This is a genomic window from Mesobacillus sp., assembly GCF_049588175.1.
In the GTDB taxonomy this organism is placed as follows: Bacteria; Bacillota; Bacilli; order Bacillales; family Cytobacillaceae; genus Mesobacillus.
In genome coordinates this window covers 1-4,653 of record NZ_JBAVFI010000587.1, presented here as the reverse complement: position 1 = coordinate 4,653, position 4,653 = coordinate 1, and the positions used below count along the sequence as shown (strand labels likewise).

4 protein-coding genes are annotated in these 4,653 nt (G+C 43.0%); 3 read left to right on the top strand and 1 reads right to left on the bottom strand.

The genetic code is table 11. The features are described from left to right. Nucleotides 1–29: 29 nt before the first annotated feature. Genes WB217_RS14325 through pyrE form a run of 3 tightly spaced genes read left to right on the top strand, consistent with a single transcriptional unit; the run spans nucleotide 30 to nucleotide 2,294 of the window. Complete coding sequence (locus WB217_RS14325) at nucleotides 30–971, top strand: dihydroorotate dehydrogenase (RefSeq protein ID WP_423993906.1); 942 nt, start codon at nucleotides 30–32, stop codon at nucleotides 969–971. Continuing rightward, the gene (gene pyrF, locus WB217_RS14320; protein ID WP_423993905.1) at nucleotides 943–1,659 is read left to right on the top strand and encodes an orotidine-5'-phosphate decarboxylase; all 717 of its coding nucleotides are present in this window, start codon (nucleotides 943–945) and stop codon (nucleotides 1,657–1,659) included. The genes WB217_RS14325 and pyrF overlap by 29 nt, the downstream gene beginning before the upstream one ends. Beyond that, on the top strand, nucleotides 1,656–2,294 hold the full coding sequence (gene pyrE / locus WB217_RS14315) for an orotate phosphoribosyltransferase (protein ID WP_423993903.1): 639 nt from the start codon (nucleotides 1,656–1,658) through the stop codon (nucleotides 2,292–2,294). The genes pyrF and pyrE overlap by 4 nt, the downstream gene beginning before the upstream one ends. Nucleotides 2,295–2,673: 379 nt before the next feature. Here pyrE and WB217_RS14310 read toward each other — a convergent pair whose 3' ends face one another. Further along, nucleotides 2,674–4,383, bottom strand: coding sequence for an Rqc2 family fibronectin-binding protein (locus tag WB217_RS14310; protein ID WP_423993901.1), 1,710 nt, complete (start codon nucleotides 4,381–4,383; stop codon nucleotides 2,674–2,676). Nucleotides 4,384–4,653: the final 270 nt, after the last annotated feature.

The window sequence follows — 4,653 nt, the reverse complement described above, 5'->3', positions numbered from 1 at the left end:
CCGGTATTCGCCGCAGGGGAGGTTGTCATATGAATCCACTAGCCATTCAATTGCCTGGCTTGAATTTGAAAAACCCAATCATGCCTGCGTCAGGCTGCTTTGGTTTTGGGAAAGAATTCAGCCAGTTATACGACCTGAGCAAGCTCGGGGCAATCATGGTGAAAGCGACGACTCCTGAACCTCGGTTTGGCAATCCTACTCCAAGGGTAGCAGAGACGTCTGGCGGGATGCTAAATGCAATCGGTCTGCAGAACCCTGGATTAGATAAAGTGTTTGACGAAGAATTGCCGTGGCTAGAGAAGTTTGAAGTCCCGATCATTGCCAACATAGCAGGTTCCACAGAGGATGATTATGTAGCTGTAGCTGAAAAATTGTCAAAAGCTCCAAATGTAAAAGCTCTGGAATTAAATATTTCCTGCCCGAATGTTAAAACAGGCGGGATTGCGTTTGGGACTGATCCCGATATGGCCAAGGCGCTCACAAAAAAAGTAAAGAATGTTTCGGAAGTGCCCGTGTATGTAAAGCTTTCGCCTAATGTTACCAACATTGTGAAAATAGCCAAGGCTGTAGAGGATGGCGGTGCTGATGGTGTTACCATGATCAACACATTGCTTGGTATGAGGCTTGATTTAATGACAGGTCAGCCAATTCTAGCTAATAAGACCGGCGGGTTGTCAGGTCCTGCAGTAAAACCAGTGGCGATCAGGATGATTTACGAGGTAAGCCAGCATGTATCGATTCCAATTATCGGAATGGGAGGAATTCAGTCTGCAGAGGATGTAGTCGAATTTTTCCTTGCCGGGGCAAGTGCTGCAGCAGTAGGAACGCAAAATTTCGTTGATCCGTTTATCTGTCCGAAAATTATTGATGAATTACCAGAAATTCTTACCAAGCTTGGGGTTGACCATATTTTAGAATTGACAGGGAGGAGCTGGAAAAAGAATGAGAGACTCGCTTATTATCGCCCTTGATTTCCCAAATAAGACTAAGGTACTGGAATTCCTTAAGCCATTTGAAAACGAGCAGCTTTTTGTGAAGGTCGGAATGGAGCTTTTTTACTCTGAAGGACCTGCGATCATCGAGGAATTAAAATTGCGGAACCACAAAATATTCCTTGATTTGAAGCTTCACGACATACCTAATACTGTTAAAAGTGCGATGAAGGTAGTGGCGGGCCTTGGATGCGATTTAGTCAACGTGCATGCAGCAGGAGGCTCAGCCATGATGGCTGCCGCAGTAGATGGACTGGAAGCAGGTACTCCAGCAGGAAAAAAGCCGCCGTATTGTATTGCTGTCACCCAGCTCACTAGTACATCAGAAGCACAAGTGAGCCAAGAACAGCTTATTGGAGTATCCCTGTTGGATTCGGTAATGAACTATGCCAAGCTTGCTCAAAGTTCTGGACTTGATGGAGTGGTTTGTTCTCCGCATGAGGCACAATTGATTCATAGCCGGTTAGGATCAAAATTTTTGACGGTAACCCCTGGAATCCGTCCAGCAGACAGTGAGCTGCAGGACCAGAAGAGGGCTGCTACACCAGAGTTTGCCAGAGAACAGGGGATATCAGCGATTGTCGTCGGAAGGCCTATAACAAAGTCCGGTAATCCTCTTGAAAGCTATTTGACTATCAAAAATGAATGGAAGGGTGTTTATAAATGAAAAAAGAGATAGCAGGAGCATTGCTAAAAATTGAAGCGGTAAGTTTACAGCCTGAAACTCCATTCACATGGTCGTCTGGTTTAAAATCACCAATCTATTGCGATAACCGCCTGACCCTTTCATACCCAGAAGTTCGCAAGAAAGTTGCTGAAGGATTGAAAAGCCTAATAGCAGAGTATTTTCCAGGAGCAGAAGTAATTGCAGGAACTGCAACAGCAGGAATTCCCCATGCAGCATGGGTCAGTGAGCTCATGGACCTCCCAATGAGCTATGTCCGTTCTAAAGCGAAAGAACACGGTAAGGGCAACCAGATAGAAGGAAGGGTTACTGCAGGACAGAAGGTTGTCGTTGTCGAAGACCTGATTTCAACAGGAGGCAGCGTGATCGAAGCAGTCGAGGCTTTACGTGAAGCAGGCTGTGATGTACTCGGTGTAGTATCGATCTTTACATACGAGCTTGAAAAAGGTGAGCAGCAGCTAAAGGCAGCAGGAATATCAGCACATTCCCTGACAGACTTTACGACTCTTTCAAACTTAGCCGAGGAAAAAGGGCTAATCTCAAAAGAGAATTTGGAAAGTCTGGCGGAGTGGCGAAAGAATCCTGCTGAGTGGGGCGCAGCGAGAAATAAACGATAAAAATGCCGAAATGCAGTCCAAAAAAAGGGCTGCATTTTTAATTGTTGTCTGTTGGACCAGGAATTCACCGACCAGTTAATTTTGTAAGGCTGTTTTCTAAAAGATCGTTGTTTTTAAATGGATTTTTTAATCAACTTATTAAAAGCAACTAAAGTATACGAAAACAGCCTTTTGAAAAAACACATTTATTCCGAAATTTTCACGTTTATTCCGAAAAATAAGAATATATTCCGAAAAAATACGATTATATTCTGGAAAAATACAAATATATTCCGGAAAATACGATTATATTCCGAAAAACCCTGAAATATTCCGAAATTCAAATCCTTAAAAATGGCAAAACCCGCCTGAATATTTTCCAAGGCGGGTTTTGTAATTATTACTGTTTTAATTTCAAAATCATATCTTCATCAGGTGTGACGTACACAGTTTGCTGCTGATCGTAAATCACAAATCCTGGCTTTGCTCCAGCAGGTTTTTTTACATAACGAACCTTTGTAAAGTCAACTGGCACAGAGCTTGAATTTCGTGCTTTGCTAAAATAGGCTGCAATCTGTGCTGCTTCAAGAATGGTTTCTTCAGCAGGCTCCTTGCTGCGGATGACAACGTGCGATCCAGGTATATCTTTAGTATGGAGCCAAATATCATCGCGTGCTGCTGCCTTATTTGTTAAATAATCGTTTTGCTTATTATTTTTGCCGACAATGATTTCTGTTCCGTCTGAAGATTGATATTTCTCGAGTACTGGCTTTTGATTTTGCTTGTTTTTATTTGATTTTTTCTGACGTGCCCGAATATAGCCGCCTTCAACAAGCTCTTCTCTGATTTCCTCGATATCCTTTGGTGATGCTGCCTCTACTTGCTGGAGAAGGGTATCGAAATAAGCGGCCTCTGCCTTTGCAAGCTCAATTTGCTCCATGACTATGTTGACCGATTTCTTGGCTTTTTGATATTTTGTAAAATATTTTTGTGCATTTTCAGAAGGTGTTTTTCTTGGCTCAAGCGGGATGGTAATGGACGCTCCGTCTTCATCATAATAATTCACCACGGTAATTTCGTTCATGCCTTTTTGAGCCATGAAAATATTTGCAGTCAGCAGCTCACCATATAACTGAAATTGCTCAGCCTTCTTTGCATCCTCCAAAGTAGACTCAAGCTTTTTGATTTTCTTCTCGTTTTTCTCTTTTTCGTTAATGATCAATCGTTCCAGGTCATTTCCCTGCTGTTTTACCCGGTCACGTTCTGCCTTGCCAAAATAAAAGCGGTCAAGAAGACTGCTTAACGAATCGTAAGTTTTCACTTCCCCTTTCAGGTGCTCGAGGGGAAGGAGATAAAAAGCCTCCTTCGTATTTCCGTAAGTTATAGAAGGCTTGTAAGTATGAATCTTTATATCATTCATAACAGCGATAAACGTATTTGGAAGTGTCAACCTATTCGCAAGGCCGGTCTTGAAAACGATTTCTTTAGCTAAAATAGGCGAGATTCCAGCAAAGCCCGAGACAAGCTGTTTATCAAGATTGCCTGAATTAAAATCAATCGATCTCAACACATCATCCTCATTTGCTTCCAAAGGATTCAACTTATCCTGTTGAGGAGGCATGATATATTCCTGCCCAGGCATGATTGCGCGGTGTGTATTTACCGCAAAGGAAATATGCTTGATGCTATCGAGGATAACATTCCTGTTTTTATCAACAATGATTATATTGCTGTGGCGGCCCATGATTTCTACGATCAGCTGCTTGTAAGAAATGTCTCCGAGTTCATTTCTTCCTTTTACTTCAAAAATAATCATCCGGTCAAGACCGACCTGCTTAATATCTTCGATAATAGAGCCTTCGAGATGCTTCCGCAATAACATGCAGAACATTGGCGGCTCATTAGGATTGTCATATTGCTCATTTGTAATCTGGACCCTGGCATAGCTCGGGTGCGCAGACAACAGCAATTTATGGTTCACTCCGTTCGCTCTGACAGCCATGATAATTTCATTTTTATAAGGCTGGTGGATTTTATTGATACGCCCTCCTTTTAGAAGGGAAGAAAGTTCATTCGTTATAGCTCTTGTAAACAATCCATCAAATGACATTGGCAATACATCCTTTTTGTTTATGTCTGGCTCCATCGCCATTTCGCAAGGCGGATGAGCTTTTCTTATAGTACCAGAATTTTTATTTTACAACTTAGAAAGTTGTCTAGCTCCAGCGCCTAGCCCCTCGAGTCGCTTCAGTCCGACGGACACGATGTCCTAGTGCCGAGGTTGCCACAGGACGTGGCGGTTTTAGTCGGCCAGCGCTTGTCGGACTTGCACAGGATGTGCTGACGGCAACGTTGCCACAGGACGTGGCAACGTCGCCGT